This window comes from Micromonospora sp. NPDC049203 (assembly GCF_043197215.1).
Taxonomy (GTDB): domain Bacteria; phylum Actinomycetota; class Actinomycetes; order Mycobacteriales; family Micromonosporaceae; genus Micromonospora.
The window spans coordinates 506,696-524,588 of record NZ_JBICSV010000003.1; the positions used below are offsets into that span (position 1 = coordinate 506,696).

Here is a 17,893-nt window from a genome sequence, read left to right on the forward strand (position 1 = left end):
AAGGCTATCCGATCCGGCGGCCCGATGTTCAGGCTGACTCACCTTGCAGCGGGAAGCTGGCGATGCCGCGCCAGGACAGGGCTGCGACCAGCGCCTCGGCCTCCGCCTTGGGCACCTGCCGGCCGCCGGCCAGCCAGAACTGGGCGGCCGTCTCGGCGGCACCGACCAGGCCCGAGGCGAGCAGTTCGGCGCGTGAGCGGCTGACTCCGGTGTCCGAGATGATCGTGTCGGTGATGGCCGCGATGCAGCCCTGCTCGACCCGCTCCACCCGCTGCCGCACCGCCGGGTCGTTGCGCAGGTCCGACTCGAAGACCAGCCGGAACGCCTCGCTCTCGTGGTCGACGAAGTCGAAGTACGCGCGCACCGCCGCGCCGACCCGCTCCTTGTTGTCGTTGGTGCCGCTCATCGCCGCCTGCACGTTTGCGACTATCGCGTCGCAGTGCGTGTCCAGCAGCGCGAGGTAGAGCTCCATCTTCCCGGGGAAGTGCTGGTAGAGCACCGGCTTGGAGACACCGGCCCGCTCGGCGATGTCGTCCATCGCGGCGGCGTGGTAGCCCTGCGCGACGAACACCTCCTGGGCGGCGGCGAGCAGCTGCTTACGTCGCGCCGAGCGGGGCAGGCGGGTGGGCCGACCGGCGGTCTGTGCACCGTTCCCCACTGCGGTCATCGGATCCTCCGAGTATCTGCGTACGAGCCGGCACGTATCACCCGAACCGGTCCGGGTTCGTGAACCCGTCGCGGAATTGGCCCGCCGCTGTAACTTATCGCCACTGTCACCACACGGTAGCCTCAGCGGGGGCGACCAAGGAGCGCGCGGTGAGTGAAACAGGGCAACCCGGAGCCGCCACCCCGGGAGAGCACGGCGACGGGACGGGCCAGCAGGACGACCCGGCCCGTGCCGGCGGCGGTTGGGCGCCCCCGCCGAACGGCTGGTCCCGCGGCGCTCCGGCGCCCGGCGGCTGGCCCTACGGCGACCTCGGCGGCTGGGCCGCCTCCTCGCCCCGGCACGGCGACCTGCCGGCCCCGCTGCCCGGCCACTCCGCGCCGGAACCGGCCCGCGCCAACGGCCGCCACGTCAACGGCGTGCACCACGCCGGTGAGGAGTCGCCAGTGACCCGCCAGGCGCCGGTCAGTGCCCCGCCCGCGGACGAGCCGCCCCGGCCCGCCGACGGCGAACGGCTGGCCGTCCCGGCCCCGCGCCCGGCGCCCACGATCGAACAGCAGACCGACCCGGGCGACGTCACCGGCTCCCGGCACGCCGCCGACGACCCGGCCACCCGGGCGCCGCGCTGGGCCGACAGCGGGCCGGCCTCCGCGCCCCCGGCCCTCCAGGTCCCGCCGGTCGGTGCCGCCGCCTCCGGTTTCGAGGTGCCGCCGGGTTTCCACGCGCCGAACACCGAATCCACCCCGTCACTGTCCCGGGGCTGGGCCGACCGGCCGGTCACTCCGGCGCCGGCGGCGAGCCGGCCGGAGCACGCACCGGGCGAGGTCCACCCGCCCGAGAGCCGGGCGGCCGCCGCCGAGCCGCGGGCCGCCGCCGATCCTCAGATGCCGGACGACCCGCGGGCCGCCGAACCGGACTGGTCGGGGCCGTCCTGGAACCGCCCGAGCTGGGGTGACGGCTGGGCTCCGCCGTGGGCCCGCACCGACGAGCCGCCGGCTGACCGGTCCGAGGAGCCACCGGCCCGCCGCACCGAGGAGCCCGCCGCCGAGCGGCGGGAGTGGGCGGACGACAGCGCCGCCCACCGCACCGTCCGCGACGACCGCGCGGCCGAGTGGGCGCCCGAGCCGGTGCGGCCGTACGAGCCGGCCCGCGTCGAGCCGCCCGCCGCCTACGAGCCACCCCGGCCCGAGCCGGTACGGGGATACGAGCCGCCGCGCGCCGAGCCGGTCCCCGCGTCCGAGGCGGCGCGGTCGTACCAGCAGTCCGCCGGTCCCGAGGCGGCGCGGTCGTACCAGCAGTCCGCCGAGTCCGAGGGGCCCCGGCAGTACGAGCCGGGTGCCGGGCCCGAGCCGGCGCGCGGGTACGAGCCGCCGGCCGGGCCGGAGCCGACAGTCGAGGCGACCCGGCCGTTCCGGCTGCCGCGGGGCGACGCCGAGCCGCCGCGCGGCTACGAGCGACCCTCGTGGGCCGCGCCGCCGGTGCCGGTCCCGCCGCTGATCACGCCCCCCGGTCCCGGGCCGGCGAGTGTCCCGCCCGCGCCCGGTGCGCCGGTAACCGGTGCGCCGCCCGCGTCCGCCGGTGGATACGCCCCGGCGCCCGCCGCCGAACCGGCGGCCACCGCCCCGCCCGTCTCCGGCGTTCCCGCCACGAGCGGCACGCCGCGCCCCGACCAGACCCCCGCGCCCCACCCGACGAGCGCCCCTCCCTACGCGGCCCGCCGGTCCGCACCGGAACCGGTGCCGGCCGCCGACGCGGTCGCCGAGCCCCGACCGGAGGAACCGTCCCCCGTGCTGCCGCAGCGCGTCCCCTCGGAACCGGACGTGCCAGTCGTGCCGGAGCCACCGGCAGTGGAACCGTCCGCCGAGACCCCCGAACTCGCCCGCATCGCCACCCACCTGCGCCGTGACGACGAACCCGCGCCACTGCGGGAGCGGCCGGAGGGCTTCGACGTCAACGCGATCCTCGACGCGGTCCGGGAGGTGGCGGGCGTACGCGACGCCGCGCTGCGCCGTACCCCGGCCGGCGCGCACAGCCTCCGGCTGGACCTGTCCGACGGCGCGGACCCGGCCGAGGTGAGCCGCCTGGTGGCCCGGCTGCTCCAGGAACGGATGGGCCTGGCCGCCGCCCCGCAGAACCTGCCCGGTGCGCCGGCCGTGCCGCCACCGGCCCAGTTGCGCCGCCGGTCGGCCCGGCTGGACCGCTCCGGTGAGACGCGCGCGGGCGAGACCCGGGCGCCCGGGGCGCAGGCCACGCCGGGCGAGGCCCGTGCCGCGCAGCCCGAGCCCCGTGCCCAGGCTCCCAACGGTGACGAGCCGGGCGGCGACGAGACGCCGGCGCGTACCGGCGTGGTCCGTCCGGCCGCGAACCGCTCCGGCGACGCGCGGTTCGGCGCGGACCGGCTCGTGCGTCCGGCCGAGGCGCCGGCCGACGGGGACGAGCCGCCGCGCCGCCGCCGTCAGGCCACCCACCGGGGCCGGGCCACGGTGGACGAGACGTCGCTCGCCGCCGCGCCGACCGGCATGTCCACCGGCAGCCCGGTCACGCTCGGTACGTCGTACTCCGGTGGTCAGATGACCACGACGGAGACCGCGCCGTCGCGGCCGCTGGACACCGGCGGCCTGCCGGGCCCCCGGGTGGTGATCGAGCACGTCCTGGTGAGCACGTTCGGCCTGGACGCCACCACCGAGGTGCGCCTGGTCGCGGGCGACCGGACGGCCGAGGGCCACGCGACCGGGCCGGCTGTCGACGGGTACGTGCTGCGGCTCTGCGCGGTGGCCGCCGCCGCCGCGGTGGACGAACTGCTCGGTGGGAGCGTCCCGGCCGGTGAGCGGGGCCGCTGCTTCGTGGAGCACGCCGCCGTGGTGCCGTTCGGCAACTGCGAGGTGGCGACTGTCGTGGTGCTGCTGGTCTGCGACGGCTGGGTGGAACAGCTGGCCGGCTCGGCGCTGGTGGCCGGGGATCCCCGGCAGGCGGTCGTGCGGGCCACGCTCGCGGCGGTGAACCGGCGGCTGGAGGCGCTGCTGTCCTGAGCGCCGGTGTGCGGTACGACAGTGCGGTGTGCGGTACGCCGCGGGCGGGGAAGACTGGAGACATGAAGCGCGCCGCACTGTGGCCGGAGCAGAGCCTTCCCGCACACCACGTCCCGCCGCCCTGGCCCGGCCGGCACGTACGCCTCGACGGCACTCTCGTGCACGTCCGCGACACCCCGGCCACCGGGCCCGGCGCGGAGCCCGCCCTGTACGTGCACGGGCTCGGCGGGTCGGCGCAGAACTGGACCGACCTGGCCGGCCTGCTCGCGGACCGGCTGGACGGCCAGGCGATCGACCTGCCCGGGTTCGGGCGCAGCGAGCCCGGGCCGCGCTACACCATCCCGTCCTTCGCCGAGCGGGTGATCAGCTGGATCGAGCACAGCGACAGGGGGCCGGTGCACCTGTTCGGCAACTCGCTGGGCGGCGCGATCTCGGTCCGGGTGGCGGCGCTGCGCCCGGATCTGGTCCGCACGCTCACCCTGATCTCGCCCGCCCTGCCGTTCCTGGACTTCCGGCGCTCGTTGCAGGGGCGGATGCTGCCGTTGCTGGCGATCCCCCGGGGCGAACGACTGGCCGCCTGGCGGCTGGCCCAGTTCAGCCCGGAGGTGACGGCGCAGCAGGTGATGGAGGCGTGCGTGGCCGACCTGACCCGGATCAGCGAGCAGCGCCGGCAGGAGGCGATCGACGAGATCCGGGTCCGGTACGAGGCGGCCCACTACGCTGCCGCGTACGTGCGCACGTTCCGGGGCCTGGTCGGCAGCTTCCTGCGGTCGTACCTGCCGGGTGAGGGCGCGCTCTGGCGGCAGGCGGCGGCGGTGCGGGCGCCCACGCTGGTGGTGGGCGGGCGGCAGGACCGGCTGGTCGACGTGCGGGTGGCGCCGCAGGCGGCCCGGGTGATCCCGGACAGCCGGCTGCTGATGCTCGACGGCGTCGGGCACGTGGCGCAGCTGGAGGTGCCCCGGACCGTGGCGCGGGCGGTGCTGGGGTTGCTCGCCGAGGCGACGCCGTCGCGCGCCACCGGCACGGGGGAGAGCGGAACGGGGCGTGACATGGCAGGCTGAGCCGGATGCCCCGCTCCCGTTCCTCCTTCCCGCACTGGCGTTCCGCGCTCGTGGTCTGCGCCTTCGTCACCGCCGCCGCGGTCGGCGTCGGCGTGGCCGTGCAACTGCCGTCGGCGGGTGCGGGCACCCGGGGCACCGACGGGTTCGTCGCCCAGCCTCCGGTCCCGACTGTGGCGCCGTCGACGCCGAGCGTCCCGCCGTCGCCCTCGGTGGTGCCCAGTTCCCCGGCCGCGCCGGTGCTGACGCTGTCCGGCCCGGGGCCGGCGAAGGGGCGGGGCAGCTTCGCGTACGACGACCGGACCAGCGGCGTGCTCGGCCGCTCGGGGCCGCTGCACCGTTACCGGGTGGCTGCGGAGAACGGCTCCGGCGAGGAGGTCCGCGACTTCGGCGAGGCGGTGCAGCGGGCGCTTGCCGGTCCGGGTGGCTGGGCCGGTGGCAGGCTGCGGTTGCAGCGGGTCGGCCCGGACAGCGGGCACGACTTCACGATCTACCTGGCGACCCGGGAGACGGCCCGGCGGCTGTGCGGGGCGGGCGGGATCGACATCCGGGTGGGCGGGGTGCCGTACACGTCGTGCCGGGTGCCGGGCAGGGTGGTGATCAACCTGGACCGGTGGCGGACCTCGGCGCCGCACCTGGTCGCCGCCGGGATGCCGCTGGACACCTACCGGCTCTACGTGGTCAACCACGAGGTGGGTCACCAGCTGGGGCACCGGCACGAGGGGTGCCCCGGCGCGGGCCGGGTGGCACCGGTGATGCAGCAGCAGACGCTGTTCCTCAAGGGTTGCCGGCCGAATCCGTGGCCCTACGTGGCCGGGAAGCGGTACACCGGGCCGAGCCTGTGATCGTCCGATCGTGAGGAACATTCGCGGCATAGGCGGCAAAAGCAGCTAAATGCCCGAATTGCATGGCACGCTGAGGTCATGACCTCGTCGTACCCCTACGACAGACCTGCCGCGCCGCCGCCCGAGCGTCCCACCCTGCGCCGGATGCGCCGTCGCCGTCGCCGCTCGGTGCTGCTGCTGGCGATGCTGCTCGCGGCCGTCAGCGGCGCGTTGGGCATCGCCCGGCTGAGCGCCCCTCCGGCCGGGCGCACGCAGCTGCCGCTCGCCGCCGAACCGTCGTTGGCGCGCGGCGCCGAGCCGGACCTCCCGGCCCCGGCGCCGACCGGCTACCCCACCGCCGGCCCCGGCACGTTCGCGGTGGCCCAGGGCCGATCTCCGGTACGCGGACACGACGGCCCGCTGCGCCGCTACCGGGTCGAGGTGGAGCAGGGTACGGGGCAGGACGCCGACGGCTTCGCCGCGACAGTGGACGCGGTGCTGGGCGACCCGCGGAGCTGGATCGCCTCCGGGGAGCTGCGGGTGCAGCGGGTGCCCGAGGCGGCGGCGGCCGACTTCACCGTCTACCTCGCCACCCCGGTCACCTCGGAGCGGATGTGTGCCGAGGGCGGCCTGCGCACCGACCGGTACACCTCCTGCCGGCTGCCCGGCCGGGTCGTGCTCAATCTGGCCCGCTGGATGACGGCGGTGCCCGACTACGGCGCCCCGATCGAGGTCTACCGCACGTACGTGATCAACCACGAGGTCGGGCACGAGTTCGGCGAGCTGCACCAGGCCTGCCCCGCGCCGGGGGCGCCCGCGCCGGTCATGCAGCAGCAGACGTACGGGCTGGACGGCTGCGTGCCGAACGCCTGGCCGTACGTCGGCGGGATCCGCTACTCCGGCGAGCCCACCGACGGCGTCTGAGTTATTCCCGGTCCCGCAGTTCGGGCGCAGTGTCCCTCATCATGGCCGATCCCCGTCCCGGCGAGCAACAATGGCGCGGTCACACCGCCGATCCCGGGGAGTCCACCGTGTCGTTGCCCCCGCTCGTCGAACCCGCCGCCGAGCTGACCGTAGACGAGATCCGCCGCTACTCACGCCACCTGATCATCCCGGACGTCGGGGTCGAGGGGCAGAAGCGGCTGAAGAACGCCCGGGTGCTCTGTGTGGGCGCCGGTGGCCTCGGCTCGCCGGCCCTGCTCTACCTGGCCGCGGCCGGTGTCGGCACGCTCGGCATCATCGACTTCGACACCGTCGACGAGTCGAACCTCCAGCGCCAGGTCATCCACGGCGTCTCCGACGTGGGCCGGTCCAAGGCCGAGTCCGCCGCGGCGTCGATCCGCGAGATCAACCCGCTGGTCAACGTGGAGATCCACAACACCGCGCTGGACCGGGAGAACGTCCGGGACATCTTCTCCCGGTACGACCTGATCGTCGACGGCACCGACAACTTCGCCACCCGCTACATGGTCAACGACGCGGCCGTGCTGCTCGGCAAGCCGTACGTCTGGGGTTCGATCTACCGCTTCGACGGCCAGGCGTCGGTGTTCTGGGCCGAGCACGGTCCCTGCTACCGCTGCCTCTACCCGGAGCCCCCGCCGCCCGGCATGGTCCCCTCCTGCGCCGAGGGCGGCGTGCTCGGCGTGCTCTGCGCGTCGATCGGGTCGATCCAGGTCAACGAGGCGATCAAGCTGCTCGCCGGCATCGGTGAGCCGCTCGTCGGCCGGCTGATGGTCTACGACGCCCTGGAGATGAGCTACCGCAAGATCAAGGTCCGCAAGGACCCGAACTGCGTGCTCTGCGGCGAGAACCCGACCCTCACCGACCTGATGGAGGACTACGAGGACTTCTGCGGCGCGGTCTCCGACGAGGCGCAGGAGGCGGTGGTCGACTCGACCATCACCGCGCTGGAGCTGAAGGACTGGCAGGACTCCGGCAAGGACATCTTCCTGGTCGACGTGCGCGAGCCCGCCGAGTACGAGATCGTCCGGATCCCTGGTGCGACGCTCATCCCCAAGGGCGAGATCCTGTCCGGTGAGGCGCTGGCGAAGTTCCCGCAGGACCGGCAGATCGTGCTGCACTGCAAGTCCGGCGTCCGCTCCGCCGAGGCACTGGCCGCGCTGAAGGCGGCCGGCTTCACCGACGCGGTGCACCTCCAGGGCGGCGTGCTCTCCTGGGTCAAGCAGGTCGACCCGTCGCTGCCCGCGTACTGAGTCGCGTCGATGGGCCCGCCCGGTGCGCCGGGCGGGCCCGTCGTGTTCTCCGGGGCCCTTGGCGTGGGCATACGCCGGGTCACGCAACCCCCACGGCGACCGGTGGGCCGGGGCGGTCCTGACCGAGCTACCGAGGCGTAACTTCGGCCGCGCCAGTACCGTCGGTGCCGTGGTGGACTTGGACGCGGCGATCGGATTCGTCGTCGCTCACGGTGACGCGGTGGACCGCGCCCGTCTCTCCCGGCTGCGCACCGGCGCTCCGGTGCCGCCCGGCGTGCTCGACGCCGCCGAGACCGGGCAGGCGCCCGGCGGCGGCTGGCCCGCCGTCCTCGACGGCGAGGTCGCCTCGATCGACGCGACCTGCTACCGCCTCGCCGAGCTGGACGACCTCGGGGCGCTGGGCCGCCCGGCCGCCCGGCACGCGTTGGACTGGCTGGCCGCCCGGCAACTGCCCGACGGCGGCTGGGACGAGGACCCCTCGCTGGCCGGGCTCGCCCCCGAGTGGGCCACGCCCGGCGATCCCGAGGCCCGGCTCTACCAGACCGCGAACGCGGGGTTCTGGCTGACCGTGGCCGGGCTGGACGCCCGCGCCGCCGGGCCACTCGACCACCGGGTCGGCGGCGCGTACGCCGGTGTGGTGCAGGCGGCGGCGCAGGCGCTGGCCGCGCAGCTCGCGCCGGACGGAAGCTGGCCGTCCTTCCTGCCCGCCGGCTGGCTCGCCGCCGCGGTGCTGCACCGCCAGCGGATGTACTACGAGTCGGCGCGCATCCAGGCGGTGCTTGCCGACCGGATCCCCCGGATGTCCCCGGCCGACGTGGCCTGGCTGGCCGCCACACTGCGCCGGGTCGACGTGGGCGAGGAGCAGTGGCTGCTGGTCTCCGCGCGCCGGCGGCTCGCCGAGACCCAGCGCAGCGACGGCGGCTGGGACAGCGACGACGGCCACCAGTTCGACGTGCACACCACGCTGCGGGCGATCCGCGCGTGCCGCCCGCACACGCCGGAGGCCCCGGTGTCCGGAGCGCCGTTCGTGGTGCCGCAGACCGCCGAGCTGCCCCCGCCACCCGCCGTGCCGATTCCGCGCCGGCCGGCCGTGGCCGCGCCACCACCCTCCGCCGCGCCTCCACCGCCCGCCGCCCCACCGCCTCCTGCCGTCCCGCCGCCTCCCGGCGAATCGCCGCCGCCGCACGTGCCGCCGGGATCCGGCCCCGAGTGGTCCCTCGGTCCCGGCCCTGATCCGTCGCCCGGTCCGGACGCCGGGCCCGCGCCGTGGTCGGCCTGGACGGTCCTGCCCGACCTGGCGGTGGAGGACGGCTCGGCGTCGGCGCCGGTGTCCCCGGGGATGCCCCCGCTCGTCGTGCCGCCCACGACACCGGGTGCCCCGGCCACCTCGGCGGACGGGGACCCACTCCAGCTCACATAGCCGGCCTCACTGTCAGCGCACGTGACCGTCCCCGGTGACCACGTACTTGGTGCTGGTCAGCTCCGGCAGGCCCATCGGGCCGCGCGCGTGCAGCTTCTGCGTGGAGATGCCGATCTCCGCGCCGAAGCCGAACTCGCCGCCGTCGGTGAAGCGGGTGGACGCGTTGACCATGACCGCTGCGGCGTCCACCCTGGCCACGAACTCCCGGGCCGCCCGCTGCGAGTCGGTGACGATCGCCTCGGTGTGGCCGGTGCCGTACCGGCGGATGTGCGCGACCGCGGCGTCGAGCGAGTCGACGACGGCGACCGAGATGTCGGCGGAGAGGTACTCGGTGCCGAAGTCCTCCTCGGTGGCCGCGACCACTGCGTCGGAGTGGGCTGCGACCTCGGGCGTGCCGTGCACGGTCACCCCGGCCTCGGCGAACGCGGCCAGCACGGCCGGCAGGAACCCGTCCGCGACGTCACGGTGCACCAGCAGCGACTCGGCCGTGTTGCAGGTGGACAGGCGCTGCGTCTTGGCGTTCAGCGTGACCGCCAGGGCCTTGCCGAGGTCGGCGGCGGCGTCCACGTACACGTGGCAGTTGCCCACGCCGGTCTCGATCACCGGCACCGTCGACTCCTCGACCACGGCGCGGATCAGCGACGCGCCGCCGCGCGGGATCAGCACGTCGACCAGGCCCCGGGCGCGCATCAGCTCCTTGACCGACTCACGGGTGCTGGAGTCGAGCAGTTGCACCGCGTCCGCCGGCAGCCCGGCGCCGGCGACCGCGTCACGCAGCACCGCGACCAGCGCCGCGTTGGAGTGCGCGGCCGACGAGGAGCCGCGCAGCAGCGCCGCGTTGCCGGACTTCAGGCAGATTCCGGCCGCGTCGACAGTCACGTTGGGCCGGCCCTCGTAGACGATGCCGACCACCCCGAACGGCACCCGGATCTGGCGCAGCTCCAGGCCGTTGGGCAGCGTCGAGCCGCGTACCACCTCGCCCACCGGGTCGGGCAGCGCGGCCATCTGGCGCAGCGCGTCGGCGATGGCGGCGACCCGGCCCTCGTCGAGCGCGAGCCGGTCCAGCACGGCCGCGGACAGCCCGGCGTCGCGCCCGGCCGCCAGGTCCGCCGCGTTCGCGGTCAGGATCTCCGGGGTACGCGCCACGAGCGCGTCGGCCATCGCGTGCAGCGCGGCGTCCTTGACGGTACGGGTGGCCGTGGCCAGGGCTTCCGCCGCGTCCCGGGCTCGCCGGGCCTGCTCGACGACGCTCATCGTGCGTACTCCTTCGGACGGGGTTCAAGGAGGGGCCCCTTCTTAACAGACGTCTGTTAAGAAGGGCCCCTTGCTTACAGCAGGACCAGGTCGTCGCGGTGGACGACCTCACGTTCGTACGCCGGGCCGAGCGCCGCGGCGAGTTCGGAGGTGGACCGGCCGAGCAGGCCGGGAAGCTCCACCGCGTCGTAGTTGACCAGGCCCCGGGCCACCGGCGCCCCGGCGGTGTCGACCAGGTCCACCGGGTCACCGGCGGTGAACGCGCCGTCGACGGCGGTGATGCCGGCGGGCAGCAGCGACTTGCGGCGGCCGACCACCGCCTGCACCGCGCCCGGGTCGAGGTGCAGCCGGCCCCGGGGGGCGGTGGCGTGCGCCAGCCAGAACAGACGGGCGGCGGGGCGGCGGCTGCTCGGGTGGAAGTACGTGCCGACCGGCTCCCCGGCGAGCGCCGGCGCGGCCAGCGGCGCGGCGGTCAGCACCACCGGGATGCCGAAGCCGGTCGCGATGCGGGCCGCCTCGACCTTCGTCACCATGCCGCCGGTGCCCACCCCGGCGCGGCCGGCCCCGCCGACGTCCACGCCCGCCAGGTCGCCCTCGCCGTGTACCTCGGTGATGCGGGTGCTGCCCGGGCGGGCCGGGTCGCCGGTCCAGAGCGCGTCGACGTCGGAGAGCAGCACCAGCAGGTCGGCGTCCACGAGCGCGGCGACGAGCGCGGCCAGGCGGTCGTTGTCGCCGAACCGGATCTCCTCGGTGGCCACCGTGTCGTTCTCGTTGACGATCGGCACGGCGTGCAGGTCGAGGAGCTTGCGCAGCGTCCGGTACGCGTTGCGGTAGTGCGCCCGCCGGGTCACGTCGTCCACGGTGAGCAGCACCTGCCCGACGGTGCGGCCGTGCCGGGCGAACGCGGCGGCGTACCGGCCGATGAGCAGGCCCTGGCCGACGCTGGCGGCGGCCTGCTGGGTGGCCAGGTCGCGCGGGCGCCGGGGCAGCCGCAGCGGGGCGAGCCCGGCGGCGATCGCGCCGGAGGAGACCAGCACCACCTCGCGTCCGGCGGCGGCGAGCCCGCCGAGCGTGTCGACGAGCGCGTCGACCCGGGCGTCGTCGAGGCCGCCCGTCGCGGTGGTCAGCGAGGACGAACCGATCTTGACCACGATCCGCCGGGCCGAGGTGACTGCTTCGCGCACCCGACCATTCTGCGCGCTGCGGTCTGCCGCGCCGCGGCGCGTTCCCATATCGTGGCAGCTCGTGACACCTGACGAGTACGTCGAGGCGGTGCTGGCGCTTGTCGAGCGGATTCCGCCGGGGCGGGTGATGTCGTACGGGGCGGTGGCCGACGCGCTGGCCGACCGCTCGGGGCGGGCGTCGCCACGGCTGGTCGGCTCGATCATGGCGCGGCACGGTGGCGGCGTGCCGTGGCACCGGGTGGTGAACTCGGCCGGCCGGCTGCCGCCGGGTCACGAGCGCAAGGCGCGGGAACGGCTGCTCGCCGAGGGGTGCCCGCTGCGCGGGGACCGGGTGGACCTGGCGGCGGCGTCCTGGTCGCCGGACGAGGGGATGTGACGCGGGCCATAACGTGAGTAGCATTCGGCGCCATGACAGCTTCGGGCCTGCCCCGCCGGGTGCACCTCGGGTACGCACTGGGTTCCCTGGTCACCGGCGCGTTCGGCACCGTGCCCGGGCTGCTCCTGCTGCCGTACCTCACCGACACGCTCGGCGTCGCCGCCGGACTGGCCGCCCTGCTGGTGCTGCTGCCGAAGGCGTGGGACGTGCTGGTCAACCCGGTCGCCGGGCGGATCTCCGACCGGACCCGCTCCCGCTGGGGCGCGCGCCGGCCGTACCTGCTCGGTGGCGGGCTCGCGCTAGCGGTGCTGTTCGCCTCGATCTTCGCCGCGCCGTTCGCCGACGGTCCGGCCGCCGCCGCGTACGTGGCCCTGGCGTTCCTGGCCACCGCCACCGCGTTCGCGTTCTTCCAGGTGCCGTACGTGGCCATGCCGGCCGAGCTGACCGCCGACCCGGCGGAGCGTACCCGGCTGATGACCTGGCGGATCGCGGTGCTGGCGCTGGCCATCCTGGTCTCCGGCGCGGTGGCCCCGGCGGTGGTGAGCGCGGGCGGCGACGGCGTGCCGGGCCACCGGTGGATGGGCCTGTTCGTCGCCGCGCTGATCGTCGCCGGCACGATCGGCGTCTTCCTCGGCACCCGGTCGGCGCCGACCGGGACGGTGGGGGAGAGCGAGCCGAGCCTGCGCGCGCAGCTCGCTGTCGCCACCGGCAACCGGCCGTTCCGGGTGCTGCTGATCTGCTTCGTGATCCAGTCCGCCGGGGTGGCAACCGTGCTGGCCGGGGTGAAGTACTTCGCCGACCAGGTGCTGCGCGAGCCGGACAGCGGCCCGACGCTGCTGTTCGCCTGCTTCGTCGCGCCCGCGCTGCTGGTCATGCCGCTGTGGTCGCGGGCGGGCGCGCGGCTGGGCAAGCGGACGTCGCTGGTCGCCGCGTCGCTGATCTTCGCGGCGGGAGCGCTGGCCCTGGTCGCCGCGCCCGCTCTGCCCGCCGCCGCGGCCTACGCGGTGGTCGCGGTGATCGGCGTCGGGTACGCGGGCCAGCAGGTGTTCGCGCTGGCCATGCTGCCGGACTGCATCGCGTACGACACCGCGCGCACCGGGCGGCGGCAGGCCGGGGTGTTCACCGGGCTGTGGACCGCCGGGGAGACGTTCGGGCTGGCGCTGGGGCCGGGCATCTACGGGCTGGTGCTCCAGCTCTCCGGCTACGTCTCCTCGTCCACCGGCACCGCCGCCGTCCAGTCCGACTCGGCACGGCTGGGTGTGCTGCTCGGCTTCACCGTGCTGCCCGCCCTGCTCGTGGCGATCCCGCTGGTGCTGCTGCGCGGCTACACACTGACCCCGGCGCAGCTGGCCACCGCCGCACCCGTGGTCGACGACGCCGCGCCGGCCGCGCGGGCGTGAGCGCCGGCCCGTCCCACGAGAGGAACCACCCGATGACCGACACGGTAGGTGTGAGCGCTCTGCCCGCGCGGGGGATGCCCGCGACGGACGTACTAGGCGAGATCCGCGCGCTGCGCGCCGCCGACCGGCCGACGCACGGCGGGCGGCTGTTCGCGTACGTCTACGACCCCGGCGTGGCCGGGCTGGACGAGCTGGCGCAGGCCGCGTACGCGCAGAGCGCGCACGTCAACGGCCTCGACCCGACGGCGTTCCCGTCGCTGCTGGCGATGGAGAACGCGCTGGTCGGCGCCGCCGCCCGGCTGCTCGGCGGCGGCCCCGGCACCGACGCGCCGGACGTGGTCGGCAGCGTCACCAGCGGCGGCACCGAGTCGCTGCTGCTCGCCGTCAAGGCGGCCCGAGACGCCCGTCCCGACCTGGCCGAGCAGCGGATCGTGGCACCGGCCGGCGCGCACGCCGCGTTCGCCAAGGCGGCGCACTACCTGCGGGTCGCGCTGGACACCGTGCCCGTCGACCCGGTGACGTTGCGGCCGGACGTGGCAGCGATGGCCGCCGCGATCCGTCCGGAGACCGTGCTCGTGGTGGCGTCCGCGCCGTCGTACGCGCACGGGGTCGTCGACCCGGTCGCCGAGATCGCCGCCGTCGCGCGGGCCGCCGGGGTGCGCTGCCACGTCGACGCCTGCTTCGGCGGCTGGGCACTGCCCTGGCTGCGCCGGCTCGGCGCGCCGGTGCCGCCGTTCGACTTCGCCGTGCCGGGGGTCACCTCGATCTCGGTGGACCTGCACAAGTACGCGTACGCGCCCAAGGGCGTCTCGGTGCTGCTGCACCGCGATCCGGCGCTGCGCGCGGCGCAGTTCTTCGCGTACGCGGACTGGCCCGGATACACGATGGTCAACCCGGTGATCGCCTCCACCCGGTCCGGTGGGCCGATCGCCGCCGCGTACGCCACGTTGCGCCACCTCGGCGAGGACGGCTACCTGCGGCTGGCCGCCGCGACCCGGGACGCGGTCGCCGGGCTCGCCGACGCGGTCCGGGCCACCGGCGGCCTGCGGCTGATGGCCGAGCCGGAGACCACAGTGGTCTGCTTCACCAGCGACGATCCGGGGCTCGACCTGTTCGTGCTGGTCGACGAGCTGACCGCGCGTGGCTGGCACACCCAGCCCCAGCTCACGTACGCCGATCTGCCGGCAAGTGTCCACCTCACTGTCACCGCGGCGGTGGCGCCCCGGGTGGCCGAGTTCGGCCCGGCGCTGGCCGAGGCGGTCGCGGCGGCCCGCGCCGCCGGGCCGGTCGTGCTGCCGCCGGAACTGCTGGCGCTCGCAGGCAGCCTCACGCCGGAGGCGCTCACCCCGGACATGGTGGCCGGGCTGGCCGGCGGGCTCGGCCTGGCCGGCGGCGCCGGTGTGCCGGACCGGATGGCGGTGGTCAACACGCTGCTCGACGCCGCCCCGGCGCGGCTGCGGGAACGGCTGCTCGCCGAGTTCGTCGGGTTGCTCCAGCGCCCGGCCTGGTGACACGGCGACGCCCGGCCGGCGCGTGGGCGCCGGCCGGGCGGGCGACTGTCAGCTCGCGGCGGCCCCGGTCACCGTGAACGACGTGGTGTTGTCAGACGGGTCCACGTCCTGCGGGTCGTCGGCCCCCCAGAAGTAGCTCCCGGTCACGGTGAGGCGGCCGGTGCCCAGCTCACCCGTGGCCGTGCCGACGGGTGCCCAGAGGAAGACGTCGAAGGTGCGCTCCTCGCCCGGCATGAACCGGCCGCCCGGCACGGAGAACCAGTACGGGAAGCTCGGCGAGTCCTGCGGCTCGATGTGGTGCACCTCCACGCCCGCGGGCAGGGCGGCCTCGACGTTGAGAGCGAAGGTCGGCGCGTCGTTGCCGTAGCGCACGGTGACCGGCATCCGGCCGAGCAGGGTGCCGTCCGGCTGCGGGGCCAGCGTCACCGCGCTGCCCCGGATGCCGAGGTCGGTGTCGACGGCCTGCACGTACGGGCGCGGCTTCCGCAGGCTGCCGCCGGTGGAGCGGAAGAGGGTGGTGAAGCCGGTGGCGTCGGAAGCCGCGGCGGCACCGTCCGGGACGACCTCGATCCGCCCGCCGTTCGCCACCATCGGGTAGCTGCGGGCGGTGGTCCAGACGTGGAACCCGAGCCGGAAGGTGAGGCTCTTGCCCGCCTCGATCTGGTCGCCGCCGCAGGTGATCACCAGCCGGTTCTCCACCAGGCGGTTGTAGAGGCAACCACCGCCGGGCTCGATGGAGGTGAACGACGCCCCCGCCGGCTCGGTGACGACCAGGCTCACCGACGTCGCGGTCGACCGCCGGTTGGTCACCGTCGCGGTGAGCGTCCCGACGTACCCCCTGTCGGTCGGGTCGAGGACGAGCCGCTGCGCCGTGACGCCGACGCGGCCGGTGGCGGCGCTCGGCGCGGCGGTGGCCGGCGCGGCCAGGGCGATCAGTGCGGCGGCCCCACCGAGCAGTGCGGTGGCGGTCCGTGCCGTACGTGTGGTCATTGCTGTTCCTCCCGTGATTCCCCGTTGCCGGACGGCGGCATCTCCGCCCGTCCGATGCCTGTGACACGTCGGGATCCGACGGTCGGTTGCGATCTGTCGGTCAGCCGACTGAGGTCAGCTCGACCTCGTTGTTCTTCCAGTTCAGGTCGCTCCAGTACCGCTCCTGCGAGTCGTAGTGGACGACCCGCAGCGTCGGCGGGCCGCTGGCGGGCACCGGATGGCCGAACGTGAAGGTGTAGCTCCTGCGCTCACCGGCCGGCAGCGGGTCCAGCACGCAGGCGTCGGACCCGTCCGACCGCACGCCCCGGCACCGGTCCAGGTCGGAACCGTTCGGCCGGACGAGGTCGTACCAGCCGGAGAAGCCGAGCCGGGGTACGTCCACCGGCCCCCGGTTCTCCACCGTCACGGTGACGGTGACCTTGCGGATCCCCGCCTTGTCCGGCGGCCCGGCCACCACGTCCCGGGCGGTCAGCACGAGGTCGGTCAGGCGGGGGTCGGTGCCGAACCCGGTGGGTCCGGCGACCTGCCGGAACCGCTCGCCGCTCCAGGAGTACGTCCGCCACTGCCGTTGCGGCGCCCACTCCGGCGTGCTGCAACAGGGCTGGATGTCGGCGACGTGCGCCCGGACCTCCCCGCCGTCCCGCACCGAGAAATCGGTGATGTCACCCATGCCCTCACGGGTGCCGACGACCCGGCCCATGGTGACGATCCGGCCGTCCCGGTCCCGGTCGAGGGCGAGCACCTGCTTGGCCGACGCCTCGCCGATGCGGCAGGCGACGAGGACGACCGTCTCGGTGGCGCCGTCGTCGTCGAGGTCGCCGTACTCCGGTCCGGCCAGCAGCGTCGGGACCGAGTCGTCCTGCGGCCCGGACCGGAGCCGGACGTTGTCGCTGACGCACGTCTTCGGTGCGCCAGCCCACGACACGAGGTCGATCCGGGCCGCCAGGAGCTGGGCCCGGCTGATCCGTCCGTCCGGCGCGCTCCGCGTCGGGGCGGTGGTGCTCGGCGGTGTCGACGGTGGCGGCGACGTGCTCTCGGACGGAGTCGGGGTGACTGTCTGCGCGGGCACCGGGGGCGGTCCGGGCCTCCGGTTCAGGGCGGCGTTCGCGCCCACCGGGATCACCACGGCGAGCACCACGGCCGCCGCGGTGACCACCGCTGTCCGCCGGCGGCGGTGCCGGACCGTGCGCCGGACCGCGGCAGTCCCGGCCGGGTGCACCACAGGCGTGTACGCCGTGCGGAACTCGGCGAACTCGCCGCCGATCAGGATGTCGTCGGGCTCAGTCACTGTGGTTCACCTCGCTCGTGGTGGTGAGCTTCGCCGCCAGCGCGGCCCGCCCCCGGTACAGCCAGGACTTGACGGTGCCCTCCGGCACGTCCTCCTGCGCCGCGATCTGCGCGACGCTGAGATCGGCCAGGTAGTGCAGCACCACGGCGCGGCGCTGATGCGGCGGCAGTTCGGCCAGCGCGGCGGTCAGCGCGACCCGATCCGGCCCCGGCCCCGGCACGTACTCCTCCCGCTGGCGGTGCAGCCACGCCTGGGCCGTCCGCAGCCGCCGCCAGCGGCTGGTGGCCAGGTTCCAGGCCACCCGGCGGACCCAGGCCACCGGATCGTCGTAGCGGGACACCCGGGACCAGCGGGCGAACGCCCGGCAGAACGCCTCCTGCACCATGTCCTGCGCCTGGGACAGGTCACCGCAGTAGGCGGTGAGCTGAAGCGTCAGGGACCGGAAGTGTGCGTGGTAGAGCCCGTCGAAGTCGACCGCCTCGCGCCTCTCGACGCGCCTCGCTGTCCCCTCGGGTGGCTCGTCGAGCATCGGCTCCCTCGTCACCGTCACCTGGTCCTCCCCGTGTGCGTACCGCCGACGCGGTCACGTCGGTCACACGCCCTGACGCCCGTACCGGTTGCGGAAGTTGCCGGTCCGGCGCTGTGGTTGACTGTCGGTTCGGGGACAGCGGAACGGAGGCCA

Annotated in this window: 14 protein-coding genes and 1 pseudogene; 9 read left to right on the forward strand and 6 right to left on the reverse strand. The window is 75.2% G+C overall.

The window, feature by feature from the left end; translation table 11 throughout:
* Positions 1 to 28 precede the first annotated feature (28 nt).
* Positions 29 to 667, reverse strand: a complete 639-nt coding sequence (locus ACGFIA_RS11400) for a TetR/AcrR family transcriptional regulator (RefSeq protein ID WP_357383454.1) — start codon at positions 665 to 667, stop codon at positions 29 to 31.
* A gap of 149 nt (positions 668 to 816) precedes the next feature.
* Between ACGFIA_RS11400 and ACGFIA_RS11405 the strand changes: the two genes are divergently transcribed.
* From ACGFIA_RS11405 to ACGFIA_RS11430, 6 genes and pseudogenes are all read left to right on the forward strand, one after another.
* A complete protein-coding gene (locus ACGFIA_RS11405; RefSeq protein ID WP_357470003.1) occupies positions 817 to 3,693 on the forward strand; it encodes a hypothetical protein in 2,877 nt (958 codons plus the stop codon).
* 62 nt (positions 3,694 to 3,755) lie between these two features.
* Positions 3,756 to 4,754 (forward strand): alpha/beta hydrolase, encoded by a 999-nt coding sequence (locus ACGFIA_RS11410; protein ID WP_357383458.1) that lies wholly within the window; start codon positions 3,756 to 3,758, stop codon positions 4,752 to 4,754.
* Between the two features lie 5 nt (positions 4,755 to 4,759).
* Positions 4,760 to 5,596, forward strand: coding sequence for a DUF3152 domain-containing protein (locus ACGFIA_RS11415; protein ID WP_357383460.1), 837 nt, complete (start codon positions 4,760 to 4,762; stop codon positions 5,594 to 5,596).
* Between the two features lie 78 nt (positions 5,597 to 5,674).
* On the forward strand, positions 5,675 to 6,499 hold the full coding sequence (locus ACGFIA_RS11420) for a DUF3152 domain-containing protein (RefSeq protein ID WP_357383462.1): 825 nt from the start codon (positions 5,675 to 5,677) through the stop codon (positions 6,497 to 6,499).
* Positions 6,500 to 6,540: 41 nt separating this feature from the next.
* Positions 6,541 to 7,788 carry an adenylyltransferase/sulfurtransferase MoeZ gene (gene moeZ, locus ACGFIA_RS11425; protein ID WP_357383464.1) on the forward strand — a complete coding sequence of 416 codons (1,248 nt, stop codon included), beginning with the start codon at positions 6,541 to 6,543 and terminating at the stop codon, positions 7,786 to 7,788.
* Between the two features lie 118 nt (positions 7,789 to 7,906).
* Positions 7,907 to 8,776 (forward strand): annotated as a pseudogene (locus ACGFIA_RS11430) (hypothetical protein); the annotation flags it as partial.
* A 444-nt stretch (positions 8,777 to 9,220) separates the two neighbouring features.
* On the opposite strand, the gene ACGFIA_RS11435 reads toward ACGFIA_RS11430, so the two are convergent.
* Together ACGFIA_RS11435 and proB are read right to left on the reverse strand one after the other, a co-directional pair.
* On the reverse strand, positions 9,221 to 10,462 hold the full coding sequence (locus ACGFIA_RS11435) for a glutamate-5-semialdehyde dehydrogenase (RefSeq protein ID WP_357383466.1): 1,242 nt from the start codon (positions 10,460 to 10,462) through the stop codon (positions 9,221 to 9,223).
* A 74-nt stretch (positions 10,463 to 10,536) separates the two neighbouring features.
* Positions 10,537 to 11,694 carry a glutamate 5-kinase gene (proB, locus tag ACGFIA_RS11440; RefSeq protein ID WP_357383468.1) on the reverse strand — a complete coding sequence of 386 codons (1,158 nt, stop codon included), beginning with the start codon at positions 11,692 to 11,694 and terminating at the stop codon, positions 10,537 to 10,539.
* 13 nt (positions 11,695 to 11,707) lie between these two features.
* Between proB and ACGFIA_RS11445 the strand changes: the two genes are divergently transcribed.
* Genes ACGFIA_RS11445 through ACGFIA_RS11455 form a run of 3 tightly spaced genes read left to right on the forward strand, consistent with a single transcriptional unit; the run spans position 11,708 to position 14,933 of the window.
* Positions 11,708 to 12,022 (forward strand): MGMT family protein, encoded by a 315-nt coding sequence (locus ACGFIA_RS11445; protein ID WP_260039899.1) that lies wholly within the window; start codon positions 11,708 to 11,710, stop codon positions 12,020 to 12,022.
* A 32-nt stretch (positions 12,023 to 12,054) separates the two neighbouring features.
* The gene (locus tag ACGFIA_RS11450; RefSeq protein ID WP_357383471.1) at positions 12,055 to 13,422 is read left to right on the forward strand and encodes an MFS transporter; all 1,368 of its coding nucleotides are present in this window, start codon (positions 12,055 to 12,057) and stop codon (positions 13,420 to 13,422) included.
* Positions 13,423 to 13,454: 32 nt separating this feature from the next.
* Positions 13,455 to 14,933, forward strand: coding sequence for an aminotransferase class V-fold PLP-dependent enzyme (locus tag ACGFIA_RS11455; protein ID WP_357383473.1), 1,479 nt, complete (start codon positions 13,455 to 13,457; stop codon positions 14,931 to 14,933).
* A 48-nt stretch (positions 14,934 to 14,981) separates the two neighbouring features.
* Here ACGFIA_RS11455 and ACGFIA_RS11460 read toward each other — a convergent pair whose 3' ends face one another.
* The 3 genes from ACGFIA_RS11460 to ACGFIA_RS11470 all read right to left on the reverse strand — a co-directional run bounded on the left by ACGFIA_RS11460 (position 14,982) and on the right by ACGFIA_RS11470 (position 17,761).
* Positions 14,982 to 15,923 (reverse strand): hypothetical protein, encoded by a 942-nt coding sequence (locus ACGFIA_RS11460; protein ID WP_357383475.1) that lies wholly within the window; start codon positions 15,921 to 15,923, stop codon positions 14,982 to 14,984.
* A gap of 100 nt (positions 15,924 to 16,023) precedes the next feature.
* Positions 16,024 to 17,211: a hypothetical protein gene (locus ACGFIA_RS11465; RefSeq protein ID WP_357474146.1), complete on the reverse strand. Its 1,188-nt coding sequence runs from the start codon at positions 17,209 to 17,211 to the stop codon at positions 16,024 to 16,026.
* On the reverse strand, positions 17,204 to 17,761 hold the full coding sequence (locus ACGFIA_RS11470; protein WP_357383479.1) for a SigE family RNA polymerase sigma factor: 558 nt from the start codon (positions 17,759 to 17,761) through the stop codon (positions 17,204 to 17,206). Before ACGFIA_RS11470 ends, ACGFIA_RS11465 begins: the two co-directional genes overlap by 8 nt.
* Positions 17,762 to 17,893 lie beyond the last annotated feature (132 nt).